At 62.0% G+C, this 17,662-nt stretch carries 21 protein-coding genes; 12 read left to right on the forward strand and 9 right to left on the reverse strand.

Annotation, left to right across the window (positions count from 1 at the left end):
* The first annotated feature begins 3 nt into the window (after positions 1–3).
* The 4 genes from AC1DV9_RS07385 (at position 4) to AC1DV9_RS07400 (ending at position 3,686) form a co-directional block, all read left to right on the forward strand.
* Entirely contained in the window at positions 4–618 is a 615-nt protein-coding gene (locus AC1DV9_RS07385; protein WP_112514341.1) for a C39 family peptidase, read from the forward strand.
* Positions 619–651: 33 nt separating this feature from the next.
* A complete protein-coding gene (locus AC1DV9_RS07390) occupies positions 652–1,719 on the forward strand; it encodes a D-alanine--D-alanine ligase family protein (RefSeq protein ID WP_112514006.1) in 1,068 nt (355 codons plus the stop codon).
* Between the two features lie 240 nt (positions 1,720–1,959).
* A complete protein-coding gene (locus AC1DV9_RS07395; protein ID WP_112387518.1) occupies positions 1,960–2,880 on the forward strand; it encodes a sulfite exporter TauE/SafE family protein in 921 nt (306 codons plus the stop codon).
* Positions 2,880–3,686 (forward strand): TIGR02186 family protein, encoded by an 807-nt coding sequence (locus tag AC1DV9_RS07400; RefSeq protein WP_310293107.1) that lies wholly within the window; start codon positions 2,880–2,882, stop codon positions 3,684–3,686. Before AC1DV9_RS07395 ends, AC1DV9_RS07400 begins: the two co-directional genes overlap by 1 nt.
* Here the strand turns inward: AC1DV9_RS07400 and AC1DV9_RS07405 are convergent, their stop codons facing one another.
* Positions 3,687–4,190 (reverse strand): winged helix-turn-helix transcriptional regulator, encoded by a 504-nt coding sequence (locus AC1DV9_RS07405; RefSeq protein ID WP_477947007.1) that lies wholly within the window; start codon positions 4,188–4,190, stop codon positions 3,687–3,689.
* 119 nt (positions 4,191–4,309) lie between these two features.
* Here AC1DV9_RS07405 and AC1DV9_RS07410 point away from each other — a divergent pair, with 119 nt between their 5' ends.
* Both AC1DV9_RS07410 and AC1DV9_RS07415 read left to right on the forward strand, forming a co-directional pair.
* Positions 4,310–4,870 (forward strand): dihydrofolate reductase family protein, encoded by a 561-nt coding sequence (locus AC1DV9_RS07410; RefSeq protein WP_477947008.1) that lies wholly within the window; start codon positions 4,310–4,312, stop codon positions 4,868–4,870.
* A gap of 290 nt (positions 4,871–5,160) precedes the next feature.
* Positions 5,161–5,742, forward strand: coding sequence for a transglycosylase SLT domain-containing protein (locus AC1DV9_RS07415; RefSeq protein WP_112387514.1), 582 nt, complete (start codon positions 5,161–5,163; stop codon positions 5,740–5,742).
* A gap of 9 nt (positions 5,743–5,751) precedes the next feature.
* Here AC1DV9_RS07415 and pdeM read toward each other — a convergent pair whose 3' ends face one another.
* The 3 genes from pdeM to AC1DV9_RS07430 are packed head-to-tail and all read right to left on the reverse strand — an operon-like array spanning position 5,752 to position 9,678.
* Positions 5,752–6,477: a ligase-associated DNA damage response endonuclease PdeM gene (gene pdeM, locus AC1DV9_RS07420; protein WP_112538578.1), complete on the reverse strand. Its 726-nt coding sequence runs from the start codon at positions 6,475–6,477 to the stop codon at positions 5,752–5,754.
* A gap of 22 nt (positions 6,478–6,499) precedes the next feature.
* On the reverse strand, positions 6,500–9,010 hold the full coding sequence (locus tag AC1DV9_RS07425; protein ID WP_477947009.1) for a ligase-associated DNA damage response DEXH box helicase: 2,511 nt from the start codon (positions 9,008–9,010) through the stop codon (positions 6,500–6,502).
* Between the two features lie 44 nt (positions 9,011–9,054).
* Positions 9,055–9,678 (reverse strand): YitT family protein, encoded by a 624-nt coding sequence (locus AC1DV9_RS07430; protein ID WP_477947010.1) that lies wholly within the window; start codon positions 9,676–9,678, stop codon positions 9,055–9,057.
* Positions 9,679–9,806: 128 nt separating this feature from the next.
* On the opposite strand from AC1DV9_RS07430, the gene AC1DV9_RS07435 reads away from it, so the two are divergent.
* The 3 genes from AC1DV9_RS07435 to AC1DV9_RS07445 all read left to right on the forward strand — a co-directional run bounded on the left by AC1DV9_RS07435 (position 9,807) and on the right by AC1DV9_RS07445 (position 11,810).
* Entirely contained in the window at positions 9,807–10,739 is a 933-nt protein-coding gene (locus AC1DV9_RS07435; protein ID WP_477947012.1) for an alpha/beta hydrolase, read from the forward strand.
* 82 nt (positions 10,740–10,821) lie between these two features.
* Positions 10,822–11,322: an RrF2 family transcriptional regulator gene (locus AC1DV9_RS07440; protein WP_112387509.1), complete on the forward strand. Its 501-nt coding sequence runs from the start codon at positions 10,822–10,824 to the stop codon at positions 11,320–11,322.
* A gap of 26 nt (positions 11,323–11,348) precedes the next feature.
* Positions 11,349–11,810, forward strand: coding sequence for a carboxymuconolactone decarboxylase family protein (locus AC1DV9_RS07445; RefSeq protein ID WP_112538573.1), 462 nt, complete (start codon positions 11,349–11,351; stop codon positions 11,808–11,810).
* A gap of 43 nt (positions 11,811–11,853) precedes the next feature.
* On the opposite strand, the gene AC1DV9_RS07450 is transcribed toward AC1DV9_RS07445, so the two are convergent.
* The 3 genes from AC1DV9_RS07450 to AC1DV9_RS07460 all read right to left on the reverse strand — a co-directional run bounded on the left by AC1DV9_RS07450 (position 11,854) and on the right by AC1DV9_RS07460 (position 13,869).
* On the reverse strand, positions 11,854–12,009 hold the full coding sequence (locus AC1DV9_RS07450) for a hypothetical protein (RefSeq protein WP_310293121.1): 156 nt from the start codon (positions 12,007–12,009) through the stop codon (positions 11,854–11,856).
* A gap of 82 nt (positions 12,010–12,091) precedes the next feature.
* Complete coding sequence (locus AC1DV9_RS07455) at positions 12,092–12,727, reverse strand: YitT family protein (protein WP_477947014.1); 636 nt, start codon at positions 12,725–12,727, stop codon at positions 12,092–12,094.
* Between the two features lie 209 nt (positions 12,728–12,936).
* Positions 12,937–13,869 (reverse strand): class I SAM-dependent DNA methyltransferase, encoded by a 933-nt coding sequence (locus AC1DV9_RS07460; RefSeq protein ID WP_477947016.1) that lies wholly within the window; start codon positions 13,867–13,869, stop codon positions 12,937–12,939.
* A gap of 142 nt (positions 13,870–14,011) precedes the next feature.
* On the opposite strand from AC1DV9_RS07460, the gene AC1DV9_RS07465 reads away from it, so the two are divergent.
* Genes AC1DV9_RS07465 through AC1DV9_RS07475 form a run of 3 tightly spaced genes read left to right on the forward strand, consistent with a single transcriptional unit; the run spans position 14,012 to position 16,155 of the window.
* A complete protein-coding gene (locus AC1DV9_RS07465) occupies positions 14,012–14,278 on the forward strand; it encodes a DUF6460 domain-containing protein (protein ID WP_025555281.1) in 267 nt (88 codons plus the stop codon).
* A 2-nt stretch (positions 14,279–14,280) separates the two neighbouring features.
* A complete protein-coding gene (locus AC1DV9_RS07470) occupies positions 14,281–14,778 on the forward strand; it encodes a CAP domain-containing protein (protein WP_112387505.1) in 498 nt (165 codons plus the stop codon).
* 30 nt (positions 14,779–14,808) lie between these two features.
* Positions 14,809–16,155, forward strand: a complete 1,347-nt coding sequence (locus tag AC1DV9_RS07475) for an MATE family efflux transporter (RefSeq protein WP_477947018.1) — start codon at positions 14,809–14,811, stop codon at positions 16,153–16,155.
* Here the strand turns inward: AC1DV9_RS07475 and AC1DV9_RS07480 are convergent.
* Together AC1DV9_RS07480 and AC1DV9_RS07485 are read right to left on the reverse strand one after the other, a co-directional pair.
* A complete protein-coding gene (locus AC1DV9_RS07480; protein ID WP_477947020.1) occupies positions 16,131–17,219 on the reverse strand; it encodes a quinone-dependent dihydroorotate dehydrogenase in 1,089 nt (362 codons plus the stop codon). The two genes, AC1DV9_RS07475 and AC1DV9_RS07480, sit on opposite strands and share 25 nt — an antisense overlap.
* Positions 17,219–17,569: a DUF952 domain-containing protein gene (locus AC1DV9_RS07485; RefSeq protein WP_477947021.1), complete on the reverse strand. Its 351-nt coding sequence runs from the start codon at positions 17,567–17,569 to the stop codon at positions 17,219–17,221. Before AC1DV9_RS07485 ends, AC1DV9_RS07480 begins: the two co-directional genes overlap by 1 nt.
* Between the last annotated feature and the right edge of the window lie 93 nt (positions 17,570–17,662).

Raw genomic sequence — 17,662 nt, forward strand, 5'->3', positions numbered from 1 at the left:
AGCATTCAGCGGGACAGCGTGCCCTATTTCAGCCAGTGGGAAACGGCTGACATGACGTTGCCCGTACTTGCCGAGGGCTCTGCGGCGCTATTGCGCGATCCGCTCTGGCAACGATCGGGCGCGGAGACTGTAGAGGAATACGCGCGCTGGGCCGTCAACGTCTGCGGCATGGCCTGCCTGAAGATGGTGTTGGCCGCCCGCGGAGAGATCCGCCCGACGCTGGCATTGGCGCGGGCCTGCACCGCCTATGGCGGCTATGTCGTCAACGAGCTCGACGCCTCGATCAAGGGGCTGATCTATGCGCCCTTCGTAACCTACGTGCGCGAGCATTTCGGACTCACCGCCGAGACGATGACCGGCGTTCAGACATCAGCCATCCCGACGCTTCTGGCGGAACGGCCGTTCTTCATCGCGTCCGTCCATAGCGGCATTCGCTGGCCGGACCGCATGCCGCCGTCGAAGGGCGGACATCTGGTTCTGGTCACGGCTGCCTCGCCGGAGACGATCCGCTTCCACAATCCATCCGGTCATGATGCCGCGAGCCAGGCCGACGTGACGCTGCCGCTTTCAGTTTTCGACCGCTTCTTCGCCAATCGCGGCATCGCCGTCGGCTTCTGACCATTTCAACACCAGATCATTCCGGAGGTTTTCATGACATCTTCCCGCGGCAAGCTGCGCATCGCCGTACTCTTCGGCGGCCGCTCGGCGGAACATGACGTTTCGGTGCTATCGGCAACGAACGTGATGCGGGCGCTGGAGCCTTCGAAATACGAAGCAGTTCCGGTGTTCGTCACCCGCGAGGGTCAGTGGCTGCTCAGCCGTTTCGAGAATGGAAACCTGACCAAGCCTCTCAGCGGCACCGAGCTAGCGCTTGTGCCGGGCGGATTTGGACGGATGATCGCGATCGACGCGGGCAAGATCAGCGATGCTGGCAAGATCGAGATCCTTTTTCCGGTGCTGCACGGGATCCATGGCGAGGACGGATCGGTGCAGGGACTGGCCGAGGTCGCCCGCGTGCCGCTCGTGGGCTGCGGCATCCTTGGCTCGGCGACGGCGCTCGACAAGGATATCGCCAAGCAGTTGCTGCGCGCCGCAGGCCTGCCGGTTGCCCGCGCAGTGACCATCCATGACGGAAAGGCACCCGCATTCGGCGACCTCGAAGGCGAACTTGGCCTGCCGCTGTTCATCAAGCCGGCGCGGCAGGGTTCGTCGGTCGGTGTCCGCAAGGTTTCCGGCAGCCAAGAATTCGGCCCCGCGCTTGCCGAAGGCTTCAAGCATGACCGGAAACTGCTCGCCGAAGAATTCATTCGCGCACGCGAGATCGAGTGCAGCGTGCTTGAAGACACCAAGGGCGGGCTATTCGTTTCGCGCCCCGGCGAGATCATCCCGGCCGAAAGCCATGGCTTCTACAGCTACGATGCCAAATATATCGACGAGGACGGCGCGGCGCTGAAAGTTCCTGCGGAGCTGCCGCCGGAGATCGAGGCAAAGATCCGCGAGACCGCGGCACTCGCCTTCCGCGCGCTTGGCTGCGACGGCATGGCTCGCGTCGATTTCTTCCTGACAGAAGACATGCGCTTCCTGATCAACGAAGTGAACACCATCCCCGGATTTACCGATATCAGCATGTATTCGAAGGCGATGGCGGCAAGCGGCGTCAGCTATCCCGAGGTCATCGACCGGCTTGTCGAACATGGGCTGGCACGGGCCGGTATCTAGGCAAGAGATGGTCCTTGCCCGACGCCACAGACCGGTGCCGGGCAAGAAAACATCGGGACTTCGCGAAGGCCTGTCATAAATCCTGAAAAAAGCCGGATTATTCGGGAGTTATCGCCGCGGAATGTGCGGAACGGATGTCGTTTCTCGAAAGCCTCTGGCAACGATTTCCAAGTATGATGCGCCATTCGAATAGGACAAGCGCGCCTGCCCGGCGGGGGCAGTGAGTAATCGGGGTCGGTTGTGGCAATTTATCTGCCCATCGCAGAGTTGTCGGTGAACATCTTCATCATTCTTGGCATGGGCGCCGCCGTCGGCTTCCTGTCGGGCATGTTTGGCGTTGGCGGCGGCTTCCTGATCACGCCGCTGTTGATCTTCTACAACATCCCGCCCGTCGTTGCCGTCGCCACCGGCGCCAACCAGGTCGTGGCATCGTCGATCTCCGGCGCGATCACGCATTTCCGGCGCGGCACGCTCGACGTCAAACTGGGATCGGTGCTGCTGATCGGCGGCCTTTCCGGCGCGACCGTCGGTATCTGGATTTTCTCGCTCTTGCGCCGTCTCGGCCAGCTCGACCTGTTCATCTCCCTGCTTTACGTCGTGTTTCTCGGCACCGTCGGCGGGTTGATGCTGCTGGAAAGCGTCAACGCCATGCGCCGCGCGGCCAAGAACGAGGCGCCGGCGCCGCGTAAACCCGGGCATCATCACTGGGTGCATCGCCTGCCCTTCAAGGTGCGCTTCAAGAAATCGAAGATCTATCTCAGCGTCATCCCGGTGATCGCGCTCGGCTTCGGGATCGGCATCCTGACATCCGTCATGGGCGTCGGCGGCGGCTTCATCATGGTTCCGGCGATGATCTATCTGCTGCGTATCCCCACGAATGTCGTCGTCGGCACCTCGCTGTTCCAGATCATCTTCGTCACCGCCTACACGACGATCGTGCAGGCCGCGACGAACTTTTCCGTCGATATCGTGCTCGCCTTCATCCTGATGGTCGCCGGTGTCATCGGTGCGCAGTATGGCGTGCGTGTCGGCCAGAAGCTGCGCGGCGAACAGCTGCGCGCCCTTCTCGGTCTGCTGGTTCTTGCAGTCGGCATTCGTCTGGCGATTTCGCTGGTCGTCACGCCTGCCGATATCTACTCGATCGTGATGGGAGGCAATTGATGCGCTGCCTTCCAGCCTTCGCCTTGTCGCTCGCCCTCCTCCTGCCCGGCCTTGCATCGGGACAGATGCTGCTGCCCGGGCAGAATTCCGAGAGCTCCCGCGAAGGCCTGGAGATTGGCACCTCGACCAGCGAAATCGCCATCACCTCTGATTTCCGCGGTGCGGACCTGACGATCTTCGGCGCTGTCACCGAGACCGACCAGCTGCTGCTCGCCGTCGGGCAATATGACGTGGTCGTCGTTTTGGAGGGCCCGCGCGAGAACGCCACGGTGCGCAAGAAGCAACGCGTCTTCGGCATCTGGATCAACACCAGCTCGATGACCTTCGAGGCGGTGCCGCATTCCTACTCGATGTCGAGCTCACGGGCGATCGACGACGTCACGACGCCGCTCGACCTCACCGACGAGGGGATCGGCATCGACCACATTCCGCTGACGCCGGTCGGCTATGTCGGCGATGGCAGCAGTCTGGGCGAATTCCGCGAATCCTTCCGCCGGCTGCAGCAGAGCGGCGGCCTTTATGAGCGCGATCCCTCGGGGGTCCGCTTCGTCAGCTCCAACCTGTTCAAAGCGAGCCTGCGGCTTCCGGCCAATATTCCGAACGGCGTGCATACGGTGCGCGCCTATCTGTTCAAGAGCGGAAAGCTGGTGACGCAGAAATCCGTGCCGTTGCGCGTCATCAAAACCGGCATCGAGCAGATGATCACCGATGCAGCGCACGAGAAGCCGATCCTTTACGGTGCTTTCTCCGTGTTCCTGGCGCTGATCACAGGCTGGCTAGCCAGCATCGTCTTCCGCAAGGACTGATCAGGCGCTTTTCTTCCGCGCGACGACCTCAAGATAGGCTTCCGTCAGCCGCCCGAGGACCGAAGGCGTTCCCGGTGGAAGCTCCATGCCGAGATGCTTGGCGCGCAGCTCATCCATGAAATCGTTCCACAGCTGCGCTCCACCATTTTCCAGCAGTTCGGCGCGGATCGCCAGCTCCTCTGAAACAGGCATGTGCTTTCGCCCCCAGGCGCCCATCTGCGCCAACAAGGGCACGAGATCGATCGACATTTCGGTGAGGCTATAGACCGACTTCTGCTTGTGGCTCGGATCGTCTTCCTTGGTAAGCAACCCTTTGTCGACGAGACGGCGAAGGCGGTCTGCCAGGATGTTCGAGGCGATCCCCTCCACCGAATTCTGCAGCAATTCGCGAAAATGGCGGCGATTGCCAAACATGATGTCGCGGATGACGATCAGGCTCCACCGGTCGCCGAGGACCTCGAGCGTCAGATTGATCGGGCAACCCGAGCGGTGCAACTCATTCATTCCCAGCCCCCAAAACCGATTGCATTTTGCCGGTGGTTTACCCCCCGCACTCAACCGGTTGCTTTTCGCAATCGGTTTTGACTATGATAGATTTAGACGTTCAAAGGGAGGAAATGCAAATGCGCAAGCTCGTTGTCTGGAATCTGATGACGCTTGATGGCTATTTCGAGGGCACGAAGCCTTGGGACATCGACTTTCATACGCTGGTCTGGGGGCCGGAACTGGAAGCCTATTCCGAGCAATTCGGCAAGGAGGGCGATGTGCTGGTCTTCGGCCGCAAGACCTATGAGGGCATGGCGGCCTATTGGACGACCACCGAGGACGACGACAATATCAAGCCCTATATGAACAGCATCGCCAAGATCGCCGTTTCCCGCACCCTGACCGAGGCGACCTGGAACAACACGCGCGTCGTCAGCGATCCCGTCGCAGAGCTCACGAAGCTGAAACGGCAGGATGGCAAGACGATCTTCATCTTCGGCAGCGCCGAACTCGCCGATGGGATGCTGAAGGCCGGGCTGGTCGATGAGATCCGCATCTGTCTCGTGCCAGTCATTCTCGGCAGCGGCAATCCCCATTTCAAGCCCGCCAGCGAACAGCGCGCCCTGACGCTTATCGAGAGCACAACCACCAAGAACGGCGGCGTCATTCTGCGCTTCGCAGTGCCTAAAGCGGCTTAAGTTTCGTTGATGTTGTGGCCGAGAAGGCGGGCGTCACCAAACAGCCGAACAGCTGACTCTTACGCCTACCGATCTGTACTTTGACAGAATAGGCCATTTCAGCCTGTTTCACTCCCGCCACGCAGCCGGGTTCTGTCTGGACGCGGCTCTGTGGCTGAGAGATGGCGTCAATCCCTGGCCGCGCCAGCGCGCCCACATCCCGCCTCCTGAGGGACACAACTTCGCCTTTGAATAAAAACCGGTCTTTAAGATTTACGAGTTAGTAATCTCTCGAAACGAGAGGTTCAGTTTTGCGTATCCGTACACTTCTCGCCCTGGTGCTGCTGGCACTTGTTGCCGGCTGTGCGACGGCGCCCCGTCAGACACGAAATATCTGCGCGGTCTTCGACCAGCGCGACGGCCTGTTTACCAACTGGCAGCGCGAGGCCGAGCGCGCCGAGAAGAAATACGGCATTCCCGTGCCGATCCTGATGGCGACGATGTATGTGGAATCCGGCTTCCAACCGAACGCCCGTCCGCCGCGCACAAAACTCTTCGGCTTCATTCCCTGGACGCGGCAATCGACCGCCTACGGCTATTCGCAGGCGCTTGACGGCACCTGGAGCCACTATCAGTCGGAGACGGGAAACTGGACCGGCCGCCGCACCAACTTCGCCGACGCGATCGATTTCATCGCTTGGTACCACTACAGCAACAGCCAGGCGACCGGCATCCAGCGCAACGATGCCTACAATCTCTACCTCGCCTACTATTCCGGCCCGACCGGCTACAAGCGCGGCGACTGGCGCTCGAACGGCCAGCTGCAGAAGACGGCGCAGAAGTTTGCGAATATGGCCGCGACCTATCAGCAGCAGCTGAATGGGTGCGATTGAGGCGCGAGCTTAGCCGCGCAGGTTCCCGAACCTGACTGAATAGATGCGGTCGCGGCCCAGAAGATGGGCGACCAGCGATGCGTGATCGAAGAGGCCCTTCATCGCCTTGTGGCCGAGATCGAGGCCGCCGCTCATGACGCCGAAGGCGGGCATCAGCAGGCGCGAACCATCCGTGGCAAAGCAGGGACGGCGGATCGATTTTTCGCGGCGGCGGACGGTGGCGGCCGGATGCAGGTGACCGGCGATTTCGCCCTGCTGCAATCCACCCTTCGGCTCATGCCGGAAGGTGAGGCCCCCATAGTGGATCTCGTCGGCGCAGATGCCGGGCAGATCGACGGTGCCGTCAGGGTCATGGTTGCCGTTGATCCATATCCATTCACGGCCGCGGGCCATGTCCGCAATCAGCATGCGGAAGGGTTCCGGCAGGTGCTGCGAGCCGACGCGGTCATGAAAATTGTCGCCGAGCGAGACGACGATCTTCGGATCGTAGCGGGCAATGACGGCCGAGAGAACGGTGAGCGTCGCCAGCGTATCGTAAGGCGGCAGCATCATGCCGCGGCGGGCGAAGGCTGCCCCCTTCTCCAGATGCAGGTCGGAGACGACGAGCATACCTGTTTCCGGCAGATAGAGCGCGCCGAGTGGATCGCAGACGGCGGCAACACCAGCGACCGACGTTTCCACGCCGGGCATCGGGACCAGTCCGTTGAGTTCGCGCGCCAGCGCCAGGCGGTTCATTGCGGTCTTCTATCCTAAATCTTCAGCTCATCGCCTCGGCGATGAGGTCGTCTGCCGCTTCGGCCAGCAGCGCATCATGGGCTTCGCCCGGTACCGCCTCCTTGCCGATCTCGAGCATGACGGGCACGGCGAGCGGCGAGATGTGGTCCAGCGCGCGATGCGTGATGTGACCCTTGATTCGTCTCAGCGTATCGCCAAGCCGGGAAATATCCAAAAGCCCGGTGCCGGCATCCTGCCGCGTCGCCTGCAGCAGGATGTGATCAGGCTCGTGGCTTCGCAGTACGTCATAGATCAGATCCGCGGAAACGGTGACCTGCCGGCCGCTCTTTTCCTTGCCCGGGTGACGGCGCTCGATCAAGCCTGCAATCACGGCGCAATTGCGAAAGGTGCGCTTCAAAAGAAAGGATTCGTCGAGCCAGGATTCGAGATCATCGCCGAGCATGTCCTCGTCGAAGAGATCGGCGAGGCTGAGGCGGCCGTTCTGGACCATCAGGCCGAGGTCCTCCAGGCCCCAGATGCCGAGCGAATAGTCTGTGCAGACGAAGCCGAGCGGTTTGGCGCCTGCCCGCTCCAGCCGCCGTGTCAGCAGCATGCCGAGCGTCTGGTGCGCCAGGCGCCCCTCGAAGGGATAGGCGACCATGTAGCAGCGGCTGCCGCGCGGGAAAGTTTCGATCAGCAGCTCGTCGCGCTTCGGCAGCATCGACTTGTCCTTCTGCAGCGACAGCCAGTCGCGTACCTGATCCGGCAGATGGTCCCAACGGTCAGGATCGGCAATCATCGAGCGGACTTGATCGGCGAGATAGGTGGAGAGCGGAAACTTGCCGCCGGCATAGGAGGGGATCTTCGGATCAAGCGAGAAGGCTTGCGAGGCCAATGCCTCGTTCTCGCGAATGCCCTCGAAGCGCAGCACCTTACCCGAGAAGATGAAGGTATCGCCCGGCGACAGCTGCTCGAAGAAATACTCCTCCATCTTGCCGAGCACCGCCCCGCCGCGGCCGATGCGCCCGCCCTCGCCGCGCTTGACCATCTTCAGGTTCAGCATCGGGCTCTCGACGATGGTACCGAGATTGAGCCGGTATTGCTGGGCGACCTGCGGATTGGAGACGCGCCAAAGACCGTCGCTGGTTTTGCGGATGCGGGCGTAGCGTTCATAGGTGCGCAGCGCATAGCCGCCGGTGGCAACGAAATCGACGATCTGTTCGAAGGTTTCCCAGGGCAGATCGGCATAGGGGGACGCGGTCCGGATTTCGTCATAGAGCTGCAGCATATCGAACGGCTCGGCGCAGGCCATGCCAAGCACGTGCTGGGCCAGCACATCCAGCGCACCGCGTCCAACCGGAGGGGTGTCCTGCGCGCCGATATAATTCGCGTCGAGCGCCGCCTGGCACTCCATCACCTCGAAGCGGTTGGCAGGCACGAGGATCGCCTTCGACGGTTCGTCCATCCGGTGGTTGGCGCGGCCGATGCGCTGGGCGAGACGCGAGGCGCCCTTGGGCGCGCCGACATGGATGACGAGATCGACATCGCCCCAGTCGATGCCGAGATCGAGCGTCGAGGTGGCAACGACGGCGCGTAGCTTGTTGGCGGCCATCGCCGCTTCCACCTTGCGCCGCTGGCTGACATCGAGCGAACCGTGATGCAGGGCGATCGGCAGGTTGTCCTCGTTGATCGTCCAGAGTTCCTGAAAGAGCATTTCGGCCTGGGAGCGGGTGTTGACGAAGAGCAGCGTCGTCTGATGATCGAGAAGCTGTTTGTAGACATCGGGAATGGCGTATTTGGCGGAGTGACCCGACCAGGGGATGCGCTCCTCCGTCTTCAGGATCGAGATATCGGGCTTCGCGCCACCATCGACGGTCACCAGACCGGCATGTCTCTCCTCGCCCTCTTCCTGGGCCATCAGCCATTTCTGCAGATCCATCGGCTCGGCGACCGTGGCGGAAAGGCCAATGGTCTGCAGGTTGGGAGCGAGCCTGCGGAGCCTGGCAATGCCGAGCGAGAGCATGTGGCCGCGCTTGGACGTGACGAGCGAGTGCAGCTCATCCAGCACGATATATTTCAGGTCCTTGAAGAAGCGCCCGGCTTCCTTGTTGGCCAGCAGCAGCGCCACCTGTTCCGGCGTCGTCAGCAGGATATCGGGCGGGTTGAGCTTCTGGCGCTGGCGCTTGGCATTCGGCGTGTCGCCGGTGCGGTTTTCGATGCTGACGGGCAGGCCCATCTCTTCGACCGGCTTGGTCAGATTGCGCTCGATATCAACGGCGAGCGCCTTCAGCGGCGAGACGTAGAGCGTGTGGATGCCGGTGAAGGCCGAGCCGGGCGGGATCTTGCCGCGGCGGGTCAGATCGATCAGCGCCGGCAGAAAACCGGCCAGCGTCTTGCCGGCGCCCGTTGGTGCGATCAGCAGCGTGCTCTCGCCGGCTTCGGCGCGCGCCAGCAATTCCAGCTGATGTTTGCGCGGCCGCCAGCCCTTTTCCGCAAACCAGCGGAGAAAGGGGGCAGGCAGGGCAAGGCTGGTATCGGCATCGACTTGGTCCACGCCATAAAGGTAGTGAAATCAGGGCGAAAGAGAAGAGCGCGATCTCACATCGCGATATAGCGGTCCTTGCGGTGATTGATGGCGAGCGTGAGGTTCAGGACCATTGCGCCAAGCACCGAGCAGGCGATGATGAACGGGCTGGCGACAAAGAAGGACAGCGCCAGAATGATGCCGTCGAAGCCGAGCTGGACGAGGCCTGCCCGCCAGCCGAAGCGCTCCTGGATATAGAGCGCCAGAATGCCGACGCCGCCCAGGCTGGCGCGATGGCGGAAAAGCGCCAGCATGCCCGCGCCGATGACCAGGCCGCCGAAGAGGGCACCGGCGATCGGATCGACATGCGAAAGACTGATGAAGCGAGGCGCAACCTCGGACAGTGCCGAGGTCATGGCGATCGCTATAAAGGTCTTGACCGTGAAGGCAGGCCCGAGGCGGCGAAAGGCGAGATAATAGAAGGGCAGGTTTACGGCGAAGAAGCAGAGGCCGAAGCTCCAGCCGGTGGCGTAATGCAACAGGAAGGCCATGCCGGCCGTGCCGCCCGTCAGAAGGCCGGCGCCTGAAAGCAGCGAGACGCCGAGCACCGCAAGCATGCTTCCGGCAACCAGGCCCTGGGCATCGTCAAGGAGCGAGTGGCGGTCTGCCGAAGAGTTCAAGACGCCTATGAATGCCATTACTCGCCCTCCCGGTTTGGCTCTTTCTATCCTGACGGAGCCACTTGGCAAGATGTCCCACTCAGCGATCTGCATTTTCGCCGCATTCCCGGAGCCGCCTGACGGCTGACACAGAAGAGAGACAGCCGATGCCGACACGCCGCTCGATCCTTGCCGCCATCGGCGCGCTCACCCTTCTTCCCCGGATATCGAGAGCGGAAGCCGCGGCACCCGCCAGCCTGACGCTTTGGCCAGGCTCTCCTCCGGGCGGCGGTGGTCCGTCGGGCGATGTGCGGCAGAATTCCAAGGGGGCGGTCAGCAATATCGCGGTGCCGAAGATCGATGTCTTCGCGCCGAAAGTTCCAAATGGGACGGCCTTCCTGATCGCGGCGGGCGGTGGCTACAAGCGCATTGAGATGCAGAACGAAGCGCTTCCGGCCGCGCAGTGGCTGAACGATCGCGGGATCACCGCCTTCGTGCTTTCCTACCGGCTTCCGGCAGAAGGCTGGGAGGCCGGGCCACTGGCGCCGCTGCAGGACGCGCAGCGGGCGCTGCGGTTGATCCGGGCGAATGCCGTAACCTTCCAGATCAATCCTGATCGCCTTGGTGTCCTCGGCTTTTCCGCTGGCGGCCATCTTCTCGGCTTGGCGGCGACGCGATCGGCTTTCGCTTCCTACGCGCCGATCAATGCGGCCGACACGCTTTCGGCGCGGCCGGATCTTGCGGCATTGATCTATCCCGTCATCACCCTGAAACCCCCGTTCGACCATACATCGACGCGAAAGGTGCTGATCAGCAGCCATCCGAGCCTGGCCCTCAGTTCGGAGTGGTCGGTGGAAGATCATGTGAAGGCCCATTGCCCGCCGGTTTTCCTCGTGCAGGCGCAAGACGATCCGATTTCCGATCCGCAGAATACGTTGATCATGCAAGCCGCCTGCGAGAAGGCGGATGTGCCGGTGGAGCTGCACCGGCTGGCGAGTGGCGGCCATGGCTTCGGCATGGGCGTGCCGGGCACCGATACGGCGGCATGGCCGGACTATTTCGCCACCTGGCTCGACAAGCAAATCCCGCCTCGCGGCTGAAATTTGCTCCCGTTTAACAACACGCTTGACTCCCGCGATAATCATGGATATTTTTTATCCATGAATTGAGGAGATGACTTCGATGAAACTCAGCGACGGTGTCGAGCAGGCCATTCATTGCGTAGCGGTGCTTGCCGGCCTTTCTGCCGAAGGCGTGCTGTCGGCCGCCGCACTCGCCGAATTTCACGGCGTTTCGACGAGCTATCTCCTGAAGCATCTGCAGGCGCTTTCGGGTGCCGGGCTGTTGAGCACCGTGCCGGGGCCGAAAGGCGGCTACCGGCTGGCGAAAAAGCCCGATGCTATTTCGCTGCTTGATATCGTGCTTGCCGTCGAGGGTCCGGCGCCCGCCTTCCGCTGCAGCGAAATACGCCAGCGCGGGCCGAACCCACTGCCGCAGCGCTATTTCACCAAGCCGTGCCAGGTCACGGCGGCGATGCTGAAGGCCGAGCGCGCCTATCGCGCCGAACTCGCCAAGACAAAGATCGCAGACATTCTGGCGGACCTTGCCGCCGATGATGACGGAGGCATCGCCGCCCGCGGTTGCGCCTTCATGGACTTGAACGAACGCAAAGCGGCTCGATGAAGCCTTACCCCCAAAGGAGAATGACGATGCAACCCCGTTTCAATTTCGCCAAGGCTGCCCCTGATGCCTACAAGGCTGTTGCTGCATTGGAGCAGTATGTCCAGACCTCAGGTCTCGAGCGCCGCTTCATCCACCTGATCAAGCTGCGCGCTTCGCAGATCAACGGCTGCGCCTATTGTGTCGACATGCATGTGAAGGAAGCGCGTCACGACGGTCTCTCCGAACAGTGGATCAACCTGATGTGCGTCTGGCGTGAATCGCCGGTCTATGATGCCAGGGAACGTGCGCTGCTCGGCTGGGTCGATGCTGTCACGAACATCGCTTCGACCGGCGCTCCGGATGCCGATTACGAGGCGCTGAAGGCGCATTTCGGCGAAGAAGAAATCACCAAGATTACCGTGGCGATCGGCGCGATCAATGTCTGGAACCGCCTCGCCGTAGGCTTCCGGGCACAGCACCCGATCGACCAGCCGGCAAAGGCTGCCTGAGGCTACGAGCCCCTCTCTCCAAACGGGGAGAGGGGTTCATTCATCAATTCGTCTTGGGTGCGGTCTGGACCGGCCGTTCGGCGGAGGGATCGACGCTGTTGAAGACTTGGCGGAGGGTCTGGGAGATTTCCTCGGCTGAGGCACCCTTCGCGTATTCTTCCTTCATGCGGCGTCTGACAAGCTTTTCCAGTTCTGACATATCGTCACCTCATCATTTCCGGCGCGAGGTCATTTTCGCGCTGCAGCATGAATGAGGCAAGTTACGATTTGTTCACGCGCGCTCACAGCGCGATGTAGCGATCGGCGCGGTGGTTGATCGTGAGAAACAGATTGAGCACCACTGCGCCCAGCACCGAATAGAAGACGACCGGCGGCGTGGTGACGAAGAAGGCCGCCGCCAGCACGCACATATCGATCGCGAGCTGAACCAGACCGGCGCGGATGCCGAAACGCTCCTGCATATAGATGCCGAGAATGCCGACGCCGCCGAGGCTGGCGCGGTGACGGTAAAGCGCCAGAAGCCCGAAGCCGAGCAGCAGGCCGCCGAGAAGGGCCGCCCATGCGGGCTGGATCGTGGCGATCGCCATGACCTTCGGCTGCAGGCTTGTCAGCGCCGAGGTGAGGCCGATGGCGATGAAGGTCTTCAGCGTGAAGGCGATGCCGAGACGCTTCCAGGAGAGATAGAAGAACGGCACGTTCAGAAAGAAGAAGGCCAGACCGAAATTGATATCGAACGCGTAGTGGAGCAGGAAGGCGATCCCCGCGGTGCTGCCGGTCAGGAGGCCGGCGCTGGCGAGAACATAAAGGCCGAGCGCGGAGACGAGGCTGCCGGTGAAGATGCCCTGGACATCCTCGACGGCGGTGTGGCGCGTGGCGCTGGTGTTCCAGAAACCGAGGGCACTGATGAGCTGGGTCATGTCGCTAATCTCCAAACGGCAGACGAGTTCAAGAGCGCCGGAGACACTCCTGCGCGATGGATTTTCGCTGATGAGAGAGCCGGGGCGTTCCTGCTTTTGGATGGCGGCGCCGGTCGGCTGATGGCGGAATTATTGGGCTTTTCGCACTTGCGAGCAAGCGAAATATGTAAGCAATACTGACCTATTTCAAATTCGCAAGATTTATGCGCTCACTTGCCCCGGCGCGTAAGGAACAGAATACCGGAAACCGGTTTTCCGCCATCTTTGCGAATGATGGTTTTCTCGATTTTCAGCACGTCGAAGCCATGGCGGGCGCAGAGGGCTCGGACATAGGTTTTCGAGTGGGCATAGCGCAGCGAAGGCGCCAGATGAAAGCTATCGCCTTCCCCTGCATCCTCGACGGAGAAAGCGAAGTCGCCGCCCGGCACAGCAAGCCGTTCCGCGATCACGAAGACGCTTTCGAGATTGCCGAGATACATCAGCACGTCGGCAGCCGTGATCAGGTCAGCGCGAGTTTCGCTTCTGCCTGAAAAGATGCCGGAGCTTTCAGGGGAGAGCGAGAGATCGGCCTGGGCGAGATGATCGTAGATCCCCTTCTCTTCTGCCTTGGCCAGCATGTTCTGCGAGAGGTCATAGCCCTCAAGCGCATCGACAGCTTCGCGGATTTCCGGCCCGAGGAGACCCGTGCCGCAGCCGAGATCGACGGCCAGCGCATAGCGGCGGCCGGTGGATGCCAAGAGCGCTGCCAGCTTCTGCGGGACGGAGTAATCGAGCTTTTCGACAAGCGATGTCTCGAAACGACCGGCGTAGTCGTCGAAAAGACGCTCGACATAGCGGCTCGGCGGCTGGTCCGGTGTGTCCGCTTCGCCGAGAAGCACGAGCTTGAGGCCTGCGCCGAAGATATCCTCGGGGTCGAGCGCGAGGGTCTGCCTGTAGCCATCGGCAGCGCCAGCCGTGTTGCCAGCCTTTTCGCGATAGGTCGCCAGCCGGTACCAGCCGGCCGCCCAGGACGGCGTCAGTTCCAGGGCCTGCTCCATGAGTTCAGCCGCCGCTTCCGGCTCGCCGCCTTCATCGAGCATCTTGGCATAATCGGCGCGACGGTCGGCAATGACGTCGCCTGAAGAGAGCTGGCTCTGCTGCATGATGGGACCTTTTGAGTGCCCGCGCATTTGGCGGTGGCCACAAAAAAACTCAAGTCCTATTTCAGAGGCGGGGCGGACAGCTCTGGAAAAGGCTTGCGAGCAATGATTCGCGACCGTATCTCAGGGCAAACAGGAGATGTGAATGTCCGATCAGGTGAACAAGTTTCTCGGCGACTCGCTCGGCCGAACTTTGGTGAAGCTCTTGGTGGTTTCGCTGATCGTCGGCTTCGTCATGACGATCTTCGGCTGGACGCCGTATGAGATCGTCTACGGCATTCGCGATTTCATCCGGGAAATCTGGTATCGCGGCTTCTCGGCCCTCGGCCGTGTCGGCGATTATCTGCTGCTCGGCGCCACGATCGTCATTCCGATCTTCGTCATCATCCGTCTCTTCAACTATCGCCGCTGATCATGAGCTTCACAATCGTTTCCCGGCGCGGATTGCTGCGCCTCTCCGGCCTTGCACTTGTCGCAGGCGTTGCAAGCTGCACGACGACGCCGAAGATGTCATCGACGCCTTCGGACGGTCAGGACGAGACGGCGGCCGCTCTGCCGCTCGTCAACCAGCTGCGTGCCAAGAACGGCCTGCCGCCGCTCAGCATCGACCCGGCGGCAAGTGCGGCAGCGATCTTCCAGGCGAAGCGCATGGCGAGCGCCGGCAAGATGGCGCATCTCATGGGCATGTCCGACAGTTTTGGCGCCCGTGTGAAGGCGAGCGGGGTGCAGCTTCCCGCGGCCGAGAATATCGGCGTCGGCCAGAAGTCGGTCGATGGCATCGTTCAGGCGTGGATCAACTCGCCGCATCATCTGGAAAACATGCTCGGCCGCTATAGCGGCGTCGGCGTTGCCGTTGCGCATAATGCATCTTCCAACAACTGGCCCTATTGGGCCATGGTGCTCTCGAACTGAGGCGATTCTGCCTCCCGTTTCGAGGCAGGCATGAGCAGGACAGACGACCGCGCCCCATTGGCATTCGACGTGACGCACCGGCTGGTGCTGTCGATCGCCATCCCGATGACCCTCGGCTTCATGACGACGCCGCTGCTCGGCCTTGTCGATACCGGCGTCGTCGGCCATATGGGCCAACCGGACGCGCTTGCCGGTCTCGCGATCGGCGCCATGCTCTTCGATCTCCTGCTTGGCAGCTTCAACTTTCTCCGCGCCTCGACGACCGGCCTGACCGCACAGGCGCTTGGCAGGCGTGATCTGCGGGAGCAGCAGGGCGTGTTCTGGCGGGCGATGATTTCGGCAATCGGCTGCGGCGTCTTATTGCTCTGTCTGTCCCCGCTGCTTCTGGCAGCGGGGCTGAAGCTGATGGGACCGGAAGCGGCGGTGGCGCAGGCGACCAGCACCTATTTCTCGATCCGCATCCTGGCAGCGCCTGCCGCACTGGCAAACTATGCCATTCTCGGCTTCGTCCTCGGACGCGGCCAGGGCACGATCGGGCTTTCGCTGCAGATCCTCATCAACGGCATCAATATCGTGCTCGCCATCTATCTCGGTCTGGAGCTTGAATGGGGTGTCGCAGGCGTCGCCTGGGGCACGATGGTCGGCGAAACGGTCGGCGCGCTCGCCGGTCTGGCGATCGTGTTGCGCAGCTTCAGAGGAAGTCAGCGCCCGCAACGTGCCGAAATTCTTTCACGGCACCGGCTTGCAGAGCTCTTCGCGCTCAACCGCGATATCCTGATCCGCACCTTCGTGCTGATCGGCTCCTTCGCCATCATGACCCGGATCGGCACCAGCTTCGGCGCCGTGACGCTGGCGGCGAATGCGGTGCTGATGAACTTCTTTCTGCTGTCGGGCTATTATCTCGATGGTCTTGCCAACGCTGCCGAGCAGATCACCGGCCGGGCAATCGGCGCAGCCCACCGCCCGGCTTTCGATCGCGGCCTGAAGCTGACGGCGATCTGGTCTTTCGGACTTGCGGCTGCCGTCTCGGCCTTCTTTTTTGCCGCCGGGCCGTGGCTGATCTCGGTGCTGACCACCTCCCCCGATGTTCGCGAGGCGGCCAACACCTATATGCCCTGGGCGGCGATCACAGGTCTCACCGGCGCGCTGGCGTTTCTGATGGACGGGGTCTTCATCGGCGCGACTTGGTCCTCAGACATGCGCAATCGCATGCTGATGTCCTTCGCCGGATATCTGGCAGCGCTGGCGGTCTTCGTACCACTGTTCGGCAATCACGGGCTCTGGCTCGCGATGAACGCCTTCCTGCTGTTTCGCGGCATCTTCCTGGCGATGCTGGTCAAGCCGCGCGCCGATCAGACCTTCACGGCAGCCCAGTGATCGAGCCTGCTGTCGCGCAGCTCGCGGATCGATGAGACCTTCTCGCGGTCAACAAGCTTCGACAGGCCGCGGATGATGTCGCCAGCCAGACCCGGGCCTTCATAGACCATGCAGGAATAGAGCTGCACGAGGTCCGCACCGGCCTTGATCTTCTCAAGCGCGGTTTCCGCCGAGGACACGCCGCCGACACCGATGATCGGCAGCGACGGACCGACGCGTTTGCGCATCCGCGCGAGAACCGCTGTCGACTTGGCAAACAGCGGTGCGCCCGAAAGGCCGCCAGCCTCCTTCGCTTGCCGCTGATCCTTCAGGCCATCGCGAGCAAGCGTGGTGTTGGAAACGATCAGGCCATCCAGCGCATGCGCCAGGGCTTCGGCCGCGATATCGTCCATGCCGTCTTCCGTCAGATCAGGCGCGATTTTCAGGAAAACCGGCACACGGCGGCCAGCCTTCTTCGCTTCCTCGTCGCGAGCGGCAAGCACGGCGGACAGAAGGGCCGCGAGGCTTTCGCGCGCCTGCAGATCGCGCAGGCCGGGCGTGTTGGGCGAGGAGATATTGGCGGTGAAATAGCGGGCGACGGAATAGAAGCGACGGATACCGGTGACGTAATCGCCGATCCGGTCTTCGCTATCCTTGTTGGCGCCGATGTTGACGCCGATAATGCCATCGCCTCGGATCGCCGAGAGGCGCTTGAAGGTTGCCTCGTGGCCTTCGTTGTTGAAGCCGAGCCGGTTGATGACGCCGTTGTCTTCGACCAGGCGGAATATGCGCGGGCGCGGATTGCCGGATTGCGGCTTGGGCGTCACCGTGCCGATTTCCGTGAAGCCGAAGCCGAGCCGCAGAAGCGCTTCCGGAACCTCGGCATTCTTGTCATATCCGGCTGCCATGCCGAGCGGATTAGCGAATGTCAGGCCGGCGACCGTTTGCGCAAGCCGCGGATCGGCAGGAATGCGGCAAGCCGGCACGAGGCCCGATTTCAGCCCGGCGATCGACATGCCATGCGCCGTTTCCGGATCGAAGAGGAAGAGGCCCTTACGGGTGGCCTGCTTGAAAAGGTCCAACATCAGATAAGCTCCGGAAAGATATGATTGCCTGCCTCATCGAGCCGCAGCGGCTTCTCCCAGATCACCGCCGAAAGCGGCAGCTCGCCATAGAGATGCGGGAAGAGATCGCCGCCTCGCGAGGCCTCAAAGATCAGCTTGTCGCCGAGCTTTGCGCTGTCGACCGCGATAAGCATCAGACCCGCCTGCCCTGCGAAATAGAGCGCTGCGGTCTGGCGGGCCTGGGCGGCGGTCGAAAGGTGAATGAAACCATCGTTGAGATCGATGCCGGCGCCGCGGAAGACGCCTGCTTCCCGCGCCTGCTGCCAGAGCGTTTCCGTCACGATCTTGTAAACCGCCGGTGTCACGGTCATGATGGCCTCACGAATGGCTGATCCTGGTTGCCAGCGCTTTGCCGCAAAGAGACGGCGATGTCCACGGCCCGCAGGCGAAAAACGACAGCCGCA

It is taken from the genome of Rhizobium sp. 01L410 (assembly GCF_056400165.1).